This is a genomic window from Rhodococcus sp. AW25M09 (assembly GCF_000333955.1).
In the GTDB taxonomy this organism is placed as follows: domain Bacteria; phylum Actinomycetota; class Actinomycetes; order Mycobacteriales; family Mycobacteriaceae; genus Rhodococcoides.
Window position 1 is genome coordinate 15,915 of record NZ_CAPS01000124.1, and the last position, 17,046, is coordinate 32,960.

Below are 17,046 nucleotides of genomic sequence, written 5' to 3' on the forward strand. Positions count from 1 at the left end.
CCACAGCACCGAAGCCGTCGCCCTCCCGGTCTACTCGGTCCATCGATAGTCGAGGAACTTCCCATCGAAGGTCACCACCACCCGATCTCCGTCATCGTGCGAGCGTCGTTCGACGTTCATCGTGAAGTTGATGGCACTCATGATGCCGTCACCGAACTCCTCGGCGATCAGTTCCTTCAACGCTGGGCCGTATACCTCCAGTGCCTCGTGGAATCGGTAGACGGTGGGATCCGAGGACACGTCCAGTGATCCACGATAGGGAGCCAGGGTCAGCTCGAACAACGAGCCTTCGGGCATGCCCAGCTGCTCTGCGAGCAGATCGGCATGAGCGACGCTGAGAGGGTGCTGGCCGTACAGTGCCGAGACCGTCCATGCCACCGGCATGTCGATCGCCGCGGCCAAGCTGGCCCAACTCAACCCGGCACGTGCGCGTGCAAGCCGAATCTCACCGATCAATGGTTTACCTACAAAATCGGTCAACAGCTTTCTCCTTCGTAGTCGATCTACCAGCTGGGCCACTGGAGACCGCGCGTCGTGGCCCAGCAACTTCCCAGTCTCAGACGAAAACTCCTGTCGCGCAACATCTGGCGCGGATCTCGCGAGTGCTGTCCGATGCATGATCAACTGCCTGCGAACTTCGGTCGACAGGCAGGCTGGTATCCATGACTGAGGACCTCGTGCTTATTTCGATCTCGGACACAACGAAAGTACTGACGACATGACACAACTCGGACTCGGTCTTGCAGCCCTCGGACGCCCCGAGTATCTGACACTCGGTCACTCGGATGCTGTGAACGGCCGATTCGATCCGTCGGCCCTCGAGCAGCTGTGCCACGCAGTACTCGACGCCGCGTGGGACCGAGGAGTTCGGCATTTCGATGCCGCGCGGTCCTACGGATTGGCCGAGCGGTTCCTCGGCAGCTGGCTGTCTCGGCACCCTGATCGGCGCGAAGAACTGGTGATCGGTTCCAAATGGGGATACGCCTACGTCGCAGATTTCCAGAGGGGAGCCGAAGTTCACGAGGTCAAAGAGCACTCGGTCGCGCGTCTGGCCGAGCAGTGGCCGCAGACCCTGCACGACCTCGGCGGCGCTCCCGATCACTACCTGATCCACAGCGTCACCCCGGACAGTCCTGCTCTCAGCGACACTGCACTGCTCGACGACCTACGCGCCATAGCCGAGGGCGGTACCCGAATCGGCATCAGTACCAGCGGGCCGCACCAAGCCGACGTGGTGCGTGCAGCGCTGGACGTCGGGGTATTCAGCTCGGTGCAGTCGACGTGGAATCCGCTCGAGCCATCGGCCGGCCCAGCCCTGGCACTCGCACACGAGGCCGGCTGGTTCGTCGTCGTCAAAGAAGCGATGGCCAACGGCCGACTCGTGGCCGAAGATTCAGCACTCGCCGGGGTCGCGGATTCGGCCGGGGTCGGCCGCGACGCAGTCGCACTCGCGATTGCACTCGCGCAACCATGGGCCGATGTCGTGCTGTCCGGCGCGGCTACCGTGGCGCAACTCGAGCAGAACGTCGCCGCACTCACCATCGACCCCCGGCTGACAGAAGCAGATCTGAACCTCGCCGAATCACCGGAAATCTACTGGGACAACCGGTCCCGACTCACCTGGACGTGACGTCGAGGACGAACTCGATCTATGCACCGCGTCGGAATTTGCACCCTGCATGCGCCGTAGATTCCGACGCGGGGGTACATACGTGGCCGACCTCGACCGCCGAGTGAGAACGCACCGCGTCAATTCATCGGCGTACGGTTCGGGAGGTCGCCGGCGTGCTCTTGCTCCGATATCCGACAGTGGCCGGGTCGGACGGATCGATCCATGTCCCGCCGAACTGGCGAACGAACGATCTGTCGAGGTCCACGATGCGAAGCGGCGTGGAGAGCGAATAGGCGATGACAATGGTGCGCAATACCCTCCGGATCGCGCGGCTGGGCTCGGGAAGTCCGTGCACTTCCCGCAACCGAGGTGGGCAGATCGCCGCAATGATCCGAGTCGCGTACCGGCGAAGGGGGCGAGGTAACGCAGATCGGGCGAAGTCGTCGATCAGCGACAGCGCAACCTGCCGACCTTCGAAGCTCGACGCGTACTCGCGCTCCTCGTAGTCGGCTCGCCACCGTTGCATCGACTCTCGGGTTTCGGGGATGTTCTCGATCTTCTGCCCCTGCGCCACGGCGCGCCAGAAGTGCCATTGCGCATCGAGTTCGGTAGGCGTGAACGGCGACCTACCCAGTGCGGTCGTCAGCTGGTGTGGGTCCAGCGCCAAGGTCGACAAGGTATAGAGCGAATCGTCGTTGCGTAGCGGGAAGTGCGAGTGAATGTGGTTGAGACGCTCGATCCACGCGCGACCTACCTCGCTGGTCGGTCCATGATCGAGCAACTGGCCGAAGAACACGATGGTGTCGGCGTTACGGCGTGCGGGAAATGCCATGATGTCGCCGGTGTTCTTTCGGTACAGCGTGCGTGCCATCGTCGGAATTGCGACCTGCTCGATGAAGGCCACCGTGAACAACGCATACGTCAGTAGCGGGTTTCCGTGCAGCACGACCAGTGAGGATCTCGCGATGTCGTCGGAATCGCGCTCTCCGTCGAGGGCGCGGATCTTTCGGGTGACGGTGAACCCGGGCCGCAGTCTCACCACGTCGGCTCCACTCGGAGAGCCGTGCGACCGACGAGATCGCGGTTGACCGATGGCCGGGCCGAGCGCGTCATCAGCGAATACAGGTTTCCCTGGGTCGACAATCCCGCATAGCGCGCGACCCCGCTCCAGGGAGTCACGTCGTCCTTGCCGTCGACGTAATCGAATGCGGCATCAGCAATCTCGGTGTGCCCCATTTCCCGCGTACGCCCGGAGACCGTACGAAAGGGCTTGGACATGCCGGCCGACACCAGCGGCGGCCCTACGCAAAAGATCATGGGTTCCCTTTCCGAAACTGAAACAGTACCGTTTAAGTTATAGCCAATCGGCAACACACAGTCAATAGCGATCAGCGCCCACAACGAGATGGCAGCATGGGGCCCGTGAACCAGTCGAAAGAGGTCGCCGAACGGCCGTACCGAGGCGAAAGCGCAGCGCAACGGCGCTCAGCTCGCGCAGGTCGGCTCACGGAGGCAATGCTCGATCTCGTTCGAGAACACGGCATCGGCACACTGACGGCGGGCTTGGTGTGCGAACGCGCCGGCGTATCGAAGCGCCACTTCTACGAGGAATACGACAACCTCGACGGTCTCGCCGCCGAAGTACTCGACAGTTCCCTGTCCGCGGTAAGCGCCCGTATAGCGGCCGCCCCGTACGAACCGTCGGACGGCACCGACGACGGGTTCATCGCGGCGTCCGTAGAAGCGATCCTCGCCACGTTCGACGACGCACGAATAGCAAAGCTGTACCTGGAAGCCGCAGGCAACCGAGGCCTGCGCGACACCAAGGACCGTGCCGTCACCACTTTCGTGGACAGCATCCTCGAAGCCCTGACCGGAAGCAGCTCGCCCGACCCACGAGCAACACTGACCGCACACCTGCTCATCGCCGGAGCGTCCGAGGTAGTAGCGAAGTGGCTCGACGGCGACATAGCCCTGAGCCGCCGAGATGTCGCCGCGTGCCTGGTCGCAATCGGGTCCGATGGTGCGCGGCGTATCAGCAGCGGCGACTTCGGCTCGATGAGCTGACCGTCAGAAGTGGGACGACGCCATCTCAGCCTCTCTCCTCGTCCACGACGGCAGTGCACTCGATTTCGATCAGCAGTCCCTCGATCGCGAGGCCTGTGATGCCCACGATCGTCTGGGCCGGTTGGTGCTCGGGACCGGTGACCGTATGAATGGCATCGGTGATCTGCGCGTACTCTCCCGGCGTCGTGGTGTAGATGGTTCGTCGGACGATCTGGTCCCAGCGAACGCCGGCCGCGGTCGCCACAATTTCCAGGTTCCTCATTGCGGCGACGGTCTGGCTGGCCACGTCGGTGCCGACGACATTGAGCTCCGAGTCCAGCGCCACCTGACCCGCGAAGTGCACGAGACGGCTTCCCCGGGAAATGACCGCGTGACTGAACCCAGGTGCAGGGTGGACGTTTTCGGGGTTCATATGTTGAAAACTCACGTGTCGATCCTCCTGATCGTCGAGATGTCGCTGCATGCCTGGTCGCGATCGGATCGGACGGCGATGCGGGAAGTGGATCAGTGTCCGGCCGAGTAACCTGGTCCGGCCAGTAATTCCCGCAGACCCGCGTCGATGAATGCGGTGTCGTCCGCATTGCTTCCGCCTCCCGCGAAGTGACCCCAGATACCCGGAATCACACGCACTTCACCCTTGTCGATGAACTGACTCGCCCACTTCTCGTCCTCGGGCGGAAAGTAGAGATCCTTTTCGGCGGGCATCGCCAACAGCGGGCACCGAATCGAGGCCAATGCCTTCGGGGCGTCACCTCCGAACCCTGGTGTGTTACCGACATTTCCGCTGTGCCAGGTCCTGGCCATGGAAATCAGATTGTTCGGATCACGTCCGTCTCGGAAGAAGCTCTCCCAGAACCCGTACAGGAAGTCGTCGAACGACGTGAAGCCCAGCTCACGCCAGGTCTCCTGCCAGTAGAACGCCTGCGAGTATCCCCATCCCGAGTACACACGTGCAAATGCGCGTAAGCCTTTGATCGGCAGCGCATCCGACGTGTAGTCACCGTCATTCCACACACCGTCCGCAGTGAGCGTGGCGATCAACGACTCGAGAAATACCTTGTTGTGTGGCGCGGTGATACTCGAACCGCAAAATGGTGCCGCTCGCTGCACCATTTCCGGGTGGCTCACTGCCCACTGGTAGGTCTGACCGGCACCCATCGACCATCCCGTGACGAGCGCAATGGTCGACACACCGAACTTTTCGGTCACCAACTTGTATTGCGCTTCGACTTGATCGTAGAAGGTCACTTTCGGGAATCGAGCTTTGTCGTACGGAATCGAGGCGTTCGACGGCGAAGTGGACAAACCGTTTCCGAGCATGTTCGGGACGATGATGAACCACTCGTCCGGGTTCAGCGTTTTGTCCGTCCCGATCAACCACTCGTTGTCGGAGTGCCATCCCGAATACCATGTGGGGTAAACGATGACGTTCGACTTGTCCGCATTGAGGGTGCCGTACGTCTTGTACGCCAACGTCGCTGCGCGCAAAGTGGCTCCGCTCTGCAATGTGAAATCGCCCAGATCGAAATACTCGGCATCGGCGGGTGCAGGCATGAGGTGACGTCCTTTCGGATGTACCGGTGGCCACCAGCCGAACCATTTCAGCCCGGAGGTGGACGGATCGCGCAGCATTGGAGAGCATTGGTTTCGGTCGGACGAATCCATCATGGCAGAGATCATCACGAGAGCACTCCTACATCGGAAAGGCGCTCATTCCCGACGGCGCATCAGCCGCGGCCGACTTCGAAACTCTGGCCGGGCGAACCCGATCCACGCCCCTCGTAGCTTCCTGCCGGTCGTGCAGATCAAGGGCGAAGGTTGTCGGTGGCCGGCGGCATCTGAATGCCTGAGCTGTCAGGGCGACCGCTGCCGGAGGCGCCACCGGTCGGACGAACTTCGTCCACCATGCGTGCAATGTGCAGAGTCAGGTAGGTGACCTCCTCGTCTGTCAGCGGAACACCGAGACGCAGTTCCAACACTGTCTGCAGTTTCACCGCCGTCGCGTGTGCGTCGGGATACACCTCGCGGATAGCGTCACGGAGCTTGCCCGAGCGTTCCGCGAGCTGCCGGCCTGTGCTGGCCCGGACGAAGAAGTAGCGCAAGTGCGTGATGAACCGTGCCGCATTGACCGAATCCCGGTCGAACTCCCGGTCGTATTCGGCACCCATGATGTCGAAGAGCTGGGTGAATACCCCTGTCATCTGATAGGTGAAGGACAGGTCGCCGGTGGTGAATCCTGCGTTCACCAGATGCAGCGCGATCGCGACGGCTTCGTCCATTACCAGCGGCCGGTCGAGCTGGGTGTTCACGTACTCGAGAACCTTTGTGGCAGCCGCGTACTCGCGCGGATACATGTGAACGACCTCGCCTCGCAGCGGGTAGCTCGTCGGCATGTTCTTCTCGTGGCGGACGACCGCGAAACTCAGGTGGTCCGCAAGTGCTATCACCGTCGTCGACCCCAGTGAGATACCCAGCTCCGCGCGCGCCACATCCAGTGCCCGGTCGGCCAAGACGAGATGCTCCGGCGGAACGGCCGCGACCAAGGCACCGAAGTTGTCGGGGTCTCGGCCGTCCTCCGGAACGAAGACTCTCGCCACCCGTTCCCGGTCGACCCGCTGACCGGGTTTGGCCTGGAAACCCAGACCTCGCCCGGTCACGATCACCTCACCGCCGTGGTCGGCACGCGCCAACACGACGTTGTTGTTGAAGATCCGTAGGATCTCCATGACGCTTCCCTTCAGCCGAGTGACGCGCCGTTACTACTGATCACATCTCGATACCAGACGAAGGACTTCTTTCGATACCGATCGAGCGAACCCGTTCCGTCGTCGTCCCGGTCGACGTAGACGAACCCGTACCGTTTACTCATCTGCGCAGTCGATGCGCTCACCAAGTCGATGCATCCCCAGGTGGTGTATCCGAGAACGTCGACGCCGTCGGCCAACGCTTCACCGACCTGAAGGAGATGCTGGTTCAGGTAGTCGATCCGGTAATCGTCCTCGACCGTGTGCACACCATCTTTTTCGACCAGAACGTCCTTGGCTCCCAGCCCGTTCTCGACGATGAACAGTGGCTTCTGCCATCGCTCCCAGTAGTCGTTCATGACAACGCGTAGCCCTTGGGGATCGATCTGCCATCCCCACTCCGACGCCTCGAGTGTCGGGTTCGCAACACCACCGAAGATGTTGCCGGCACCTGTCACTCGCTCAGAACTATCCGCCGACTCGCACATGCTCATGTAGTAACTGAACGAGACGAAGTCGACAGTGTTCCGGAGATCATGACGATCCTGCTCTGTGATGTCGAGGTCGATCCCGTTGTCCCGGAAGTAGCGAAGCAGATATCCCGGATACTCACCGCGGCAATGTATGTCACCGAACGCATAGCTGTCGTGCTGTGTCTTCATCGCGGCCACCACGTCCGCCGGCGCGGGCGTCAACGGGTACGCCGGTAGCGCCAGAATCATGCAGCCGACCTTTGCGTCGGGCATGATCTCGCGGGCAAGGCGCGTCGCCCGCGCCGATGCCACCAGCTCATGATGAATCGCCTGATACAAATCCTGCTGCGACAGATCGTCTTTGGGTGTCTCGATGCCACCGGACAAGAATGGCTCGTGCAGAACGGAATTGATCTCGTTGAAGGTGAGCCAGTACTTGACGCGGTCACCGTACCGAGTGAACAGGGTCTCGCAGTAGCGCTCGTAGAAGCCGATCAGTTTACGACTGCTCCACCCGTCGTACGTCCGAGCGAGGTGCAGTGGAGTCTCGTAGTGACTGATGGTGACGAGCGGTTCGATCCCGTACCGTTCCAGCTCGTCGAGCACCCGATCGTAGAATGCGAGTCCTTCTTCGTTGGGCTTGTCCTCGTCGCCCATCGGGAAGATTCGACTCCACGCGATGGAGAATCGGAAGACCTTGAATCCCATCTCGGCGAAGAGCGCGATGTCCTCGGCATATCGGTTGTAGAAATCGATGGCGTGCAGCTTCAAGTTGTCCGCAGTCGGCGCATCGGACGGTGCCGCGGTGATGCCGCGAGGCATCACGTCTTGTATCGAAAGGCCCTTGCCCCCTTCGTCGTACGCTCCTTCGATCTGATTCGCTGCCGTGGCGCCGCCCCAGAGGAAACCCTCAGGGAAGTTGTTGTCGGTCATTGAAATCCCTCTTCAAACAGTGATTGCGATGGCGGGTGTGCCGTGCGAGACGGCACCGGACCCGATGGGTTCGATCGATGCGAGCTGCTTGGAATTGGTGACCACCACAAGCGTCATGGGGTCGAAGCCCGCTTTGTGCACTGCTTCGATGTCGAATTCAGCGATGATGTCGCCGGCCTTCACGACGTCATCCCTGGCGACCGAGGGCGTGAACCCTTCGCCGTTCATGCGAACAGTGTCGATACCGATGTGGACCAGAACTTCGACACCGTCGGAGGACCTGATCCCATACGCGTGCCCCGTCTTCATCGCGGTGATTATCGTTCCGGAAATAGGTGCTCGCACAACACCTTCGCTGGGGACCACACCGAATCCCTGGCCGAGTACGCCAGAGGAAAAGACGCGGTCGGGAACATCCGCGAGCGCGACCATGGTGCCATCGACCGGTACCACAATCTCCACGGTTCCTACCGCCACGGCTGCTTCGACGGACTCGGCGTCCGCGGTACTTTCTCGATCCACGAACGCGAAGGTCAGAGCGAAAGCAATACTGATGGCGATGGCGACGCCTGCAATTTGCAGAACAAAACTACCGACTGTGGTGAAAGCGGACAGACCCAGAAGCGATGGAAAGACGAAGACGGTGGCAGCACTGCCACCGGACGCTGCGATCGCTCCGCCGACGGAACCGCCGACGATGCCGAAGAAGAACGGCTTTTTCAACGGAAGATTGACACCATAGATCGCCGGCTCCGTCACGCCCGCGATAAATCCGGACACCGAGGCGGGCCCGGCAACGCCACGGCGGACGCTACTTCGAGTACGCAGGAACACGGCCAAGGTGGCGGCTGCCTGAGCGAGTACTGCACTGGGCAGGGGCGCGAGTTGGACCGAACTTCCGGCGACAGCGATGTCGTTGAGCATTGCCGGTAGGAACCCCCAGTGCAGCCCGAAGAGCACGAACACCTGCCACAGTCCGCCCATGAGGCCGCCTGCCAACCACGGCGCAAACTCGAAAACGTCGGTGATTCCCGTCGAGAGCGCGCTGGCCAGGAAGGACGTGACCGGGCCGACGGTGAGCAGGACCAGAGGAACCATGACGATGATGGAGATCATCGGTGTTGCGAAGTTGCGCAACATTTTCGGCACGATGCGCATCAAGTTCTTCTCGAGGTGCGACTGGATCAGGACAGCCACGATGATGGGTATCACGGAGCCCGTGTAGTTGAACATGGTGACGGGAATCGAGAAGAAGCGCACCGACTCACCGGACGCACCCAGGTCGACAATCGACGGATAGACCAGAGCACCTGCTATCGCCATCGAGGTGAACTTGTTGGCGCCGAAGCGATTGGCAGCGGTATAGCCCAAGAAGATGGGAAGGAAGAAGAAGATCGAGTCGGCCGCGGCCGCCAGGATCACATACGTCTGGCTGGTGGCGTCGAGCCAGTTCAACTGCAACGCGATGCTCAGCAACGCTTTGAGCAAGCCCGCGCCGGCAAGCGGCCACATGATCGGCTGGAAGATCGCGGACACGACGTCGATGAATCCGTTGAGCAGGCGCTTGGGAGACCAGACGGGGCCGTCGACTACGGCGGCGGATCGTTCCGCAGTCGAGCCGCTACCGGTCAGCTTCGTGATCTCGGCGTGCACTGCCGACACGTCGTCACCGATGACCACCTGATACTGCCCGCCCGCCTTCATCACCGCCAGCACGCCCGGGAGCGCCTTGACCGCGTCGGTGTCCGCTTTCGCGCTGTCGTTCAGTTTGAAGCGAAGTCGAGTGGCGCAGTGCACCACTGAGTCGACGTTGCTCTGCCCGCCCACACTCTCGAGAATGTCGGAGGCGAGCGACCTGTGGTCGATGACTGCCATGGTCTTCCTTGTCGTGGTTCCGTACCAGGGCACAAAAAAAGACCTGAGCTGCACGCATAGAGTGCGTGTAGCTCAGGTCTTGCCTCGTGACCGAGTAACAATCCTGATGAAGCTTGTGATCGAGAACACTAACGCGATGTGCCTTGCTACGCAAGGGGAATTTCGGAGAGATCGGCCTATCCCGATCTGCCGACAGCCGGCTCGGTACGACGTATCTCCCTGGTACCGAAAGGGTCTCGGCGCATTACCATCAATCCGACTCGCCGTCGTCGGTCGCCACCGGAACCGCCGAGTCGGTCACGCACGGGCGAACCAACGGGTCGGTCGTATCGAAGGCACCGACCACCTCGTTCTTTCGCGGATTGAACAGCAGTTGGAACACGTCGGGCCGGGAGTAATGACCGACAGGGTCGAAGGCGTGCTTGGCGACGTCGATCAGGTCGAAGTCGAGATCGGCGAACAGGATTCCCTCTTCCGTCTCCGCCAGTGGCGGGGTCAAGGTGCTGCCCTCCGGACCGTAGATCTGCGCGAAACCACCACCGCGTTGCAACAATTGACGTTTGACATCGGTGTCGCAAAAAAGATCCTGCCCGGCCTCGCCCACCAGTGCAGACGGCGCAAGAACGAAAGTTTGGCCTTCTACCGCGTACGTCAAACTCGCTGCGTTGTTCACCTCTGCGCTCAGCGACTGCGCCACACCGCGGTAGAGCGAGAAGCTCGGCCAGCTCGCCACGTGAATCTGCTCGCCCATGCTGAACATTGCGAATTTCGTCAGCGGCTGAATATTCTCTGCACAGTTGAGTGCACCGATCTTCCCCAAGTCGGTGTCGTAGATCGCGATGTCACTTCCGTCGCCCTCGCCGAAGACCGATCGCTCCACGTGGGTGGGCTTGAGCTTCCGACGAACGGCGACGATCTCGCCGGATGCGTCGATGATCGCTTGTGAGATATACACGGTCGAACCGCTGCGCTCACTGAAACCCAGAACGACGAAGATGCTGTTCGCCGCCGCGGCTTGGGCAATACGCGTCATGTGTTCTCCGTCGCGCGTCATGGAGTTCCGCATGTAGCGCGACACGAACTGCATGCCCCACGCCGGTGCGTCGAGCCAGATCCACCACGGGTATCCAGGGATGAACACCTCGGGGAACGACACGATCCGAGCTCCGCCGGCCGCGGCTCGGCCGATGTAATCGACGACCTGATCGACCCCCTGTTCGATGTCGAGCCACCGGGGCTCGGCCTGCACTGCAGCTGCACGTACCACTTCGGCCATCTTCGTCTTCCCATCTCCGGTCCGGTTGCCACGGCGGCACACCAGCTCCCAGGTATCGACGACCGTAACCGGATCGCTTTCAGCGCAGACTGCATTTTTTGCACGAATGAGTGGCAAATTCTGCACATCCGGACCGCCGAAGGTAACCATGTCGCGGGTCGGAACTCACTACACCCGGAGCGCGACGGGAAACAGAAAGGACATCCCTCCGCAATGTCGAAGTGGAATGATGTTCGAGTGGGTGTAATGCAGGCTTTCGACGCGGACGGGTGGGCCGAACTGTGCACCGCCAGTTTTGTTCCGTTGGCCGTCGACGAGGTGGTGGCTGATTTTTCGGGGTCGATCTCTCAGAACACAGTCTCGAACACGTTGACATCGACCCACGTCACGTCGTCCGGATCACGTCTCCGACGAACCCCCGCCACGCTGCGCGATTCGCTGGACACCGACTACCTGTTCGTAATCCAGCGGGCGGGGCGCGGCCGTGTGGAACAAGATGGCCGGCAGGCGGAGATTGCAGTCGGGAACGCAGTCGTCTACGACACGAGCCGACCGTACGTTCTGGAGTTTCCCGACGCGTCCTCGCAGGAATTGGTCCTTCAGTTCCCGCGGGCTCTCGTGGGTCACGGCGAAGCCGAATCGAAACGGTTGTGTGCGAACTCGTTGCCTGATTCGCTCGGCCTGCGAGTGCTGACGGCAATGATCACAGAGTTGGTCACCGGTAGCGAGTCGGACAGCTACGACGGCATCGAAGGTTCGATCGTCGAACTCCTCACCACCGTCGTCGACGCGTCGCCTGGTCGGATTACGAATGCACGGACGCAGACGTTCGAGACCATCACGAAGTTCATCCGTGATGGCGTGCACTTGCCCGACATGAATCCCGGATACGTCGCCGACAACCACCACATTTCGCTTCGTTACCTCTACTTACTGTTCGCCGAGAACGGCACCACCCCGGCCGAGTTCATCCGTCGGGAACGACTTCGTCTGGCGAGCCGAATATTGACCGGATCGGACGGAAGATCGCTGACGATCGCCGCGATCGCCCACCAATCCGGATTCAGCGATATCACGACTTTTTCCCGGGCATTTCGTCGACATTTCGGTTGCAGCCCAAAGCAATTGCGAATTCAGACAGGGTAGGTTCGGCGTTCGGCGACTGCGCTCCCGTCCGAAGCGCGATCTACCGGCGAAGTGTGCGGCTGATCCCCGCGGCGGCTACCCGAACCCCTTGTGCGAGTGCGGTGAGGTTCTGATTCTTCGACGGAACTACAACGGAGATTGCGGCGACGATATCGCCGTTCTGACCGAATACCGGAGCTGCGGCTGACGCATTTTCTTCCGTCATCTCGTTCCGCGATATCGCAAACCCGGTGGTACGAATGTCGCCGAGTACTTTTCGTAGTTGGTTCGGGTCGGTGATGGTAGCGCTCGCCTTACGCGGCAGACCTGCCGCGATGATCTCGTCCTGAGTCGCTTTGGGGGCAAAGGCGAGCAACACCTTTCCGGGGCCCGTGGCGTGCAGCGGCAGCCGGTGTCCGACCTTCGATGAGACGGTGCCTCCTGCTCTGCCCAAGCGCTCGACGTAGAGGGCTCGTCCACGATCCATCACCACCAGGTGAACCACTTCGTGAGTGGCCTCGAACAGGTCCTCGAGAAACGGCAACGCGACGTCACGAAGTTGACGTTCCTGCGGTGCCAACGCACCGAGTTGCCAGAGCCTGATCCCCACTTGGTACGTCCCGCGAGAAGTTCGCTCGATCCCACCCCATTTGACCAGTTCAGCCAGGTATCTATGCGCAGTCGCGTACGGAAGTTCCGTTTGACGCACGATCTGCGCCAGGGTCTGCTCCGGCCGATCTTCGCTGAAAGATTCCAGGACGGACAACGCGCGGGACAGCGAACTCGGTCCAACGGCCACAGGTCCGGCTCCCTTTCCCACATTCGGACACCGAACTTTTCGACATCCCGAGAGTGCTCATTCTCGAGGTCGACCATAGTCGCCAGAGTGTGACGTGGCACATAGACGGCCCTACCTCGAGAACTGTCCGGAGTGACTCGCGCACTCATCCAGGCGCTGTTCGATGGAATCGACATAGATTTCACGCCATCGACCCGGCTCGCTGCCGACCACCCCGTTCCACAAGCCCGTATCGCGTCACTCGGATTCGCGTCCGACAGTCGGATCTCTGCGCTGCTGCCGAGGTCTACTTTTCGGCGAGACCCAAGGCCGCTGAAAGATATTCACGCGAGTCGCGAAACGTCTGCGCCACGCCGCGTCCCGCCACGGCTCCGTACCGACTGATCTGATCGTCATCGAGAAGGTCGAGCACAGTGCTGGAATCCGCATGCATCCAACCGCCGTCTCGCGCCAATTCGTGGGCGCGTTTGCCCTGAAGCGCTGAAATTCCCTCGACCCTGATTCCATTCGGATCGGTCGACGCTGCGATGTAGTAAGCCTTCTTGCCGGGATAACCGGCCTTGACCTTCGCGCGCAACCGCAAGACTGCATCGACCGCATCATCGATGGCAGATGAATGCTCGTCGGAGCCCGATTCGGCAGCGGAGACTCGCGCAATCTCAGCATCGAGTCGAGCAAGCAAGGTGGCGAGGTATTCGAGATCGCTCATCAACTCATGATGCCCTACGACAGTGACATCCTGAACCAGCACGCGGCCGTCGTTGAATGCCCCATCAGCACCAACGTTCTCAATTCCTGATCGACCCTGCCGCGCCGATGATTCCGGAGGCGACGAAGCCGAGAATCAACACGAACAGCATCAAAGCGAATGCGACTGCGGCGGCAGCGGACTTCACTGCGGTACCGCCGAGCTCTACGAAGTGTGACATGTGATCTCCCAGGACGACTGCGTTCGATGGCGGTTTACTTAAGCGCGTTAGTAGAATTAACTATGGGCTACATCACAGCTTCAAGTCAAGCGTTCGGGCTACAAGCCCCGCCGCTTCAAGGCACGAACACGCTGCGCGGACCGCACAGGCCCGGTACTTCCACGCACTATGAGATGCGGTTCGACGATAAGTTCGGACGCTGCCGCGGAGGCGTTCTCGAGTCGCGTCACCGCGAACGCAACAGCATTCTCGGCCAGGGCATCGGCGTTCTGCCGGACGGTCGTGAGATCGATCCTGGCAAGTCGCGCCAGGTCGCTGTCGTCGTACCCGACGACGGACACATCTCCGGGCACATCGATGCCGGCCCGGTCGAATGCATCCATCAGACCCAACGCGCAGCGATCATTGCCCGCAAGTACCGCTGTCGGCAGCGCGCCTTCATCGAGCATGAGACGCCCGGCCGCAACCCCCGACGCTTCATCGTGAGCTCCGTCGATCACTCGAATTCGATCACCCAAGTCGTGTCGGTACATGGCATCGCGGTAGGCGGTACTTCTGATTGCGGCTCCCGGACCCGATCCCCCATCGATGTGAAAGATCTCGCGGTGCCCCAGTTCGATCAGATGGTCGACGGATTGCCGGACACCGCTGTCGTCGGCGCTGCGCACACTGTCGAAGTTGCTCCTGGACAGCGGTTTTGCAACGACAACGACGACGGCGCGCTCTTCCAACTCCTCGAAGTACGATTGCTCCGAACTCGGGCCGAGAAGGATCAGACCTTCGCACCGGTGGCCGATCAAAGACTCGACGGCAGCAACTTCGTCTCGCCCCGGTGCGCTTGCAGACAACAGAAGCTCGTAACCCGCGGCTTTCGCAATCGGATAGATTCGCTTCACCAATTGAGCCTGGAACGGCTGCTCGACGTCGACCAGAACGCCAAGGGTTCGACTGCGTCCGCGTGCCAACAGCTGAGCGGTAGCGTCGGGCTTGTACCCGAGTTCCTCGGCGATTCGAAGAACGCGCTCTCTCGTTTCCTCCCCCGCACCGGCCTTACCCCCGAGGACGAAAGACACAAGCGTGCGCGATACCCCCGCCCGGATTGCAATATCGTCCATCGTGGGTTTTCGAGCTCGCGCTCTACCGTGCGGACCCGCGTCCGACCGGCGATCGCCTCCCTCACTCCCAGCCACGGATTCCCACTCTCTTGCGCCCCGGACGACTCCGACAGAACCGTACCTCCGGGCGGTCTGGGCGGCCGCCCGTTCGAGCCTCCGACCAACGCGACAACTGTGTGACCCACTTCTCAATTGGCTGTCAGTATGTTAAGACATATACACAAAGAAAATTCAGCTCTGCCAACGCATTGCCACCCACGGGTATCGGAGGATGAGAAACAGATGTCTTCAGCTCGACCAACCTCACGGAGTGCGCTCCCGCCCGACACTCCGGGAACACACTCACGACGACTGGGCGTCATCGCCGTCGTCGCAACTTTCGGCGGACTGCTGTTCGGCTACGACACCGGGGTGATCAACGGTGCCCTCGAACCGATGAAGGACGACCTGGGCCTCACGTCGTTCACCGAGGGTCTCGTCGTCAGCATCCTCATCTTCGGTGCCGCGATCGGCGCACTGGTGGGAGGGCGTCTGTCCAACAAGTACGGGCGGCGGCACAACATCTTGCTGCTGTCCGGCGTCTTCGCTCTCGGCACGGTCGGGTGCGTGCTTGCCCCGTCGTGGGAGGTGCTCGCGGTGTTCCGATTCATCCTCGGGCTTGCAGTCGGCGGCGCATCCGCCACCGTCCCGGTCTACCTGCCCGAAGTCGCTCCCAGCGAGCGACGCGGATCTCTGGTCACCCGTAACGAGGTCATGATCGTGAGCGGCCAGTTCGCGGCCTTCATCATCAACGCCATCATTTTCAATATCTGGGGTGACCACGAGTCGGTGTGGCGCTACATGCTGCTGGTTGCCCTGCTTCCTGCGATCGCACTGTTCGTCGGCATGCTGCGTATGCCGGAAAGTCCTCGCTGGCTCGTGTTACAGGGCCGCGACGACGAAGCGCTGGCGGTTCTGAAGCAGGTGCGGACCGATGAACGCGCAGTGGCCGAGATGGCCGAAGTACACGCTCTGGCAGAGGAAGAGAGGCTCTCCCAGACCGGAGGTGCCGCGGACCTGTCCGTCCGCTGGATACGACGACTCATCTTCATCGGCGTCGGCCTCGGCGTCTTCCAGCAATTCACCGGGATCAACTCGGTCATGTACTACGGAACACAACTCCTGAGCGATGCGGGCTTCTCCGACAGCGCCGCAATCATTGCCAACACCCTCAACGGTTTGTTCAGCGTTCTCGGCATCACTGTGGGCTTGCTCATCATGAACAAGGTGAACCGCCGAACGATGCTCATAGCCGGCTTCGGGCTGACGACCTTCTTTCACCTGTTGGTCGGACTGTCCGCGCTACTGCTGCCCGACGGCACGGCCAAGGCGTACTTCATCCTCGTCTTCGTCGTCCTGTTCGTCTTCTGCATGCAGGGCACCATCGGTCCCCTGGTGTGGCTCATGCTTGCCGAAATCTTCCCGCTGAAGATCCGTAGCTTCGCAATCGGAGTGTGTGTCTTCATGTTGTGGATGGCCAATGCAATGGTGGCGCTTGCGTTTCCGCCGGTTGTCGAGGCGCTGGGCATTGCACCGACCTTCTTCATCTTCGTCGGACTCGGGCTCCTGGCCCTGGTCTTCATCGTCACTCAGGTACCCGAGACACGCGGGAAATCCCTCGAAGAATTAGAGGCCGGATTCCGTCGCGAATACTCGTGAACGGAACGCATCGAAAGGACGTCACGACATGGCCGTACTGGTTGCAGTATCCGACAACGAAGAGGGCCGTCACGCCCTACAATTGGCGGCTCATGAGGCAAGCGCCCTGCGCACCGACCTCATAGTGGTGAATTTGACACTCGCCGGACTCGATGTCAGCGGACTCGACGCAGACGTTGCCGTGCGGGTCATCGACCGCGCCGGCCGCGCAGATCGCGATCCAGCGACAGCGGTGCTCGACGAGATCGACGCGAATCCCGACGTGACTCGGCTCGTCATCGGAATCAAGAGACGCAGTCGCGTGGGTAAGGCGTTGCTGGGCAGCATTACTCAGCGCCTGTTGATGATGTCCCCCGTCCCGGTTCTGAGCGTCCAACCCAGCTGAGCCCGCTCGACGGTG

18 protein-coding genes are annotated in these 17,046 nt (G+C 61.2%); 5 read left to right on the top strand and 13 right to left on the bottom strand.

Annotated features, from left to right (window positions below):
* Window positions 1–30: 30 nt before the first annotated feature.
* A complete protein-coding gene (gene cynS / locus RHODMAR_RS23825) occupies window positions 31–480 on the bottom strand; it encodes a cyanase (protein WP_008719810.1) in 450 nt (149 codons plus the stop codon).
* Window positions 481–718: 238 nt separating this feature from the next.
* On the opposite strand from cynS, the gene RHODMAR_RS23830 reads away from it, so the two are divergent.
* The gene (locus RHODMAR_RS23830) at window positions 719–1,630 is read left to right on the top strand and encodes an aldo/keto reductase (protein WP_008719812.1); all 912 of its coding nucleotides are present in this window, start codon (window positions 719–721) and stop codon (window positions 1,628–1,630) included.
* Between the two features lie 124 nt (window positions 1,631–1,754).
* Here RHODMAR_RS23830 and RHODMAR_RS23835 read toward each other — a convergent pair whose 3' ends face one another.
* Complete coding sequence (locus RHODMAR_RS23835) at window positions 1,755–2,654, bottom strand: oxygenase MpaB family protein (RefSeq protein ID WP_008719814.1); 900 nt, start codon at window positions 2,652–2,654, stop codon at window positions 1,755–1,757.
* Window positions 2,648–2,890 carry a hypothetical protein gene (locus RHODMAR_RS23840; RefSeq protein ID WP_198289528.1) on the bottom strand — a complete coding sequence of 81 codons (243 nt, stop codon included), beginning with the start codon at window positions 2,888–2,890 and terminating at the stop codon, window positions 2,648–2,650. Before RHODMAR_RS23840 ends, RHODMAR_RS23835 begins: the two co-directional genes overlap by 7 nt.
* A gap of 144 nt (window positions 2,891–3,034) precedes the next feature.
* Here RHODMAR_RS23840 and RHODMAR_RS23845 point away from each other — a divergent pair, with 144 nt between their 5' ends.
* The gene (locus RHODMAR_RS23845) at window positions 3,035–3,679 is read left to right on the top strand and encodes a TetR/AcrR family transcriptional regulator (RefSeq protein ID WP_042940203.1); all 645 of its coding nucleotides are present in this window, start codon (window positions 3,035–3,037) and stop codon (window positions 3,677–3,679) included.
* A gap of 25 nt (window positions 3,680–3,704) precedes the next feature.
* On the opposite strand, the gene RHODMAR_RS23850 is transcribed toward RHODMAR_RS23845, so the two are convergent.
* The 6 genes from RHODMAR_RS23850 to RHODMAR_RS23875 form a co-directional block, all read right to left on the bottom strand.
* Window positions 3,705–4,106 (bottom strand): RidA family protein, encoded by a 402-nt coding sequence (locus RHODMAR_RS23850; RefSeq protein ID WP_008719819.1) that lies wholly within the window; start codon window positions 4,104–4,106, stop codon window positions 3,705–3,707.
* A 77-nt stretch (window positions 4,107–4,183) separates the two neighbouring features.
* On the bottom strand, window positions 4,184–5,233 hold the full coding sequence (locus RHODMAR_RS23855; protein WP_008719821.1) for an alpha/beta fold hydrolase: 1,050 nt from the start codon (window positions 5,231–5,233) through the stop codon (window positions 4,184–4,186).
* 251 nt (window positions 5,234–5,484) lie between these two features.
* On the bottom strand, window positions 5,485–6,405 hold the full coding sequence (locus RHODMAR_RS23860) for a PRD domain-containing protein (RefSeq protein WP_008719822.1): 921 nt from the start codon (window positions 6,403–6,405) through the stop codon (window positions 5,485–5,487).
* Between the two features lie 11 nt (window positions 6,406–6,416).
* The gene (locus RHODMAR_RS23865; protein ID WP_008719824.1) at window positions 6,417–7,829 is read right to left on the bottom strand and encodes a glycoside hydrolase family 1 protein; all 1,413 of its coding nucleotides are present in this window, start codon (window positions 7,827–7,829) and stop codon (window positions 6,417–6,419) included.
* Window positions 7,830–7,841: 12 nt separating this feature from the next.
* Complete coding sequence (locus tag RHODMAR_RS23870) at window positions 7,842–9,704, bottom strand: beta-glucoside-specific PTS transporter subunit IIABC (protein ID WP_008719825.1); 1,863 nt, start codon at window positions 9,702–9,704, stop codon at window positions 7,842–7,844.
* Between the two features lie 250 nt (window positions 9,705–9,954).
* Window positions 9,955–10,980 carry a carbon-nitrogen hydrolase family protein gene (locus RHODMAR_RS23875; RefSeq protein WP_008719827.1) on the bottom strand — a complete coding sequence of 342 codons (1,026 nt, stop codon included), beginning with the start codon at window positions 10,978–10,980 and terminating at the stop codon, window positions 9,955–9,957.
* Window positions 10,981–11,226: 246 nt separating this feature from the next.
* Between RHODMAR_RS23875 and RHODMAR_RS23880 the strand changes: the two genes are divergently transcribed.
* Window positions 11,227–12,126: a helix-turn-helix domain-containing protein gene (locus RHODMAR_RS23880; protein WP_008719829.1), complete on the top strand. Its 900-nt coding sequence runs from the start codon at window positions 11,227–11,229 to the stop codon at window positions 12,124–12,126.
* Window positions 12,127–12,166: 40 nt separating this feature from the next.
* Here RHODMAR_RS23880 and RHODMAR_RS23885 read toward each other — a convergent pair whose 3' ends face one another.
* From RHODMAR_RS23885 to RHODMAR_RS23895, 4 genes are all read right to left on the bottom strand, one after another.
* Window positions 12,167–12,904, bottom strand: coding sequence for an IclR family transcriptional regulator (locus RHODMAR_RS23885; RefSeq protein WP_008719831.1), 738 nt, complete (start codon window positions 12,902–12,904; stop codon window positions 12,167–12,169).
* A gap of 286 nt (window positions 12,905–13,190) precedes the next feature.
* Window positions 13,191–13,613 (bottom strand): hypothetical protein, encoded by a 423-nt coding sequence (locus RHODMAR_RS23890; RefSeq protein WP_042940204.1) that lies wholly within the window; start codon window positions 13,611–13,613, stop codon window positions 13,191–13,193.
* A 79-nt stretch (window positions 13,614–13,692) separates the two neighbouring features.
* Window positions 13,693–13,833, bottom strand: coding sequence for a hypothetical protein (locus RHODMAR_RS28390; protein ID WP_157226192.1), 141 nt, complete (start codon window positions 13,831–13,833; stop codon window positions 13,693–13,695).
* Between the two features lie 98 nt (window positions 13,834–13,931).
* A complete protein-coding gene (locus tag RHODMAR_RS23895) occupies window positions 13,932–14,948 on the bottom strand; it encodes a LacI family DNA-binding transcriptional regulator (RefSeq protein ID WP_008719835.1) in 1,017 nt (338 codons plus the stop codon).
* Between the two features lie 282 nt (window positions 14,949–15,230).
* Here RHODMAR_RS23895 and RHODMAR_RS23900 point away from each other — a divergent pair, with 282 nt between their 5' ends.
* Entirely contained in the window at window positions 15,231–16,646 is a 1,416-nt protein-coding gene (locus RHODMAR_RS23900) for a sugar porter family MFS transporter (RefSeq protein WP_008719837.1), read from the top strand.
* Window positions 16,647–16,674: 28 nt separating this feature from the next.
* The gene (locus RHODMAR_RS23905; RefSeq protein ID WP_008719840.1) at window positions 16,675–17,031 is read left to right on the top strand and encodes a universal stress protein; all 357 of its coding nucleotides are present in this window, start codon (window positions 16,675–16,677) and stop codon (window positions 17,029–17,031) included.
* Window positions 17,032–17,046 lie beyond the last annotated feature (15 nt).